This window comes from Flavobacterium difficile, assembly GCF_011392115.1.
Lineage (GTDB): Bacteria > Bacteroidota > Bacteroidia > Flavobacteriales > Flavobacteriaceae > Flavobacterium > Flavobacterium difficile.
In genome coordinates this window covers 1-1061 of record NZ_JAAJBT010000020.1, presented here as the reverse complement: position 1 = coordinate 1061, position 1061 = coordinate 1, and the positions used below count along the sequence as shown (strand labels likewise).

The 1061-nt window shown below is 37.1% G+C and carries 1 pseudogene; it reads left to right on the top strand.

The features are described 5' to 3' along the window. Positions 1-1061: pseudogene (locus G4D72_RS13265) on the top strand (hypothetical protein); the annotation flags it as partial.

Genomic DNA, 1061 nt, shown 5'->3' with positions numbered 1-1061 from the left:
TCACAAGCTACAAATTATATGGCAGGAAATGATGTGTTTTATACATTTACTCCAACTTTTACAGGTAATATTGCTATTACTTTATCACCTACAAATGCTAGTTCAAGTATTCACGTGTACAATGCTTGTCCTGGTACTGCAGGTGCTACTTGTTTAGGAGGTGTGGCGAATACCAATGCCAATCCAAGAAATATTATTCCTTTTGGAGTAGTTGCAGGGACAACTTATTATATCATAATTTCTTCAAGTGCTGCACAACAAACAGTTGGTTATACATTAACAATTCAACAAGTGTTTTGTAACCAACCTACAGCCTTAACTGCTACTAATATTACTACTACATCTGCAGATTTATCATGGACTTCGGATGCAGGTATTACTTCATGGCAATATTCTTTTGCACCAGCACCATATGGTTTGCCAACAGGAACTACTTTCCCAACAGCTACAACAAACACAGGAGTTACAGTAACAGGAATTCCAGGAGTTTCTTATCAATATTATGTAAGAGCAGTTTGTAGTGATGGTAATACAAGTATTTGGTCAGGTCCTTTTACTTATACTTTACCACAAGTTGCTACTCCATTAAACTTTACAGACGGTTTTGAAACGCTTACAGGTTGGACAGTAAACAACTCAACTCAAGCCAATAAATGGGCTGTTGGTACTAGCGTTAATAATGGTGGAACTCATGCCTTATACATTACAGATACGAACGGTCAAACCAATACGTACAACAATACAGCGACTTCTATCGTTCATGCTTACAAAGATTTTGTAATACCAGCAGGAGCAACGCAATTAGATTTTACATTCGATTGGCGATCAGTTGGAGAAGTACAGGATTACATTAGAGTTTGGACAGTTCCAACAACATTTACTCCAGCTGCTGGAACATTAATTACAGCGGTACCAAACAGTAGAATTAAAGTTGGAAACGATTTTAATTCGAATTCAAATTTTACAACACAAAATTACACACTAAATGCGGTGCCGTATGCCGGTGGAAACATGAGAGTAGTTTTTGAATGGAGAAATAACAATACAGCAGGAAATCAACC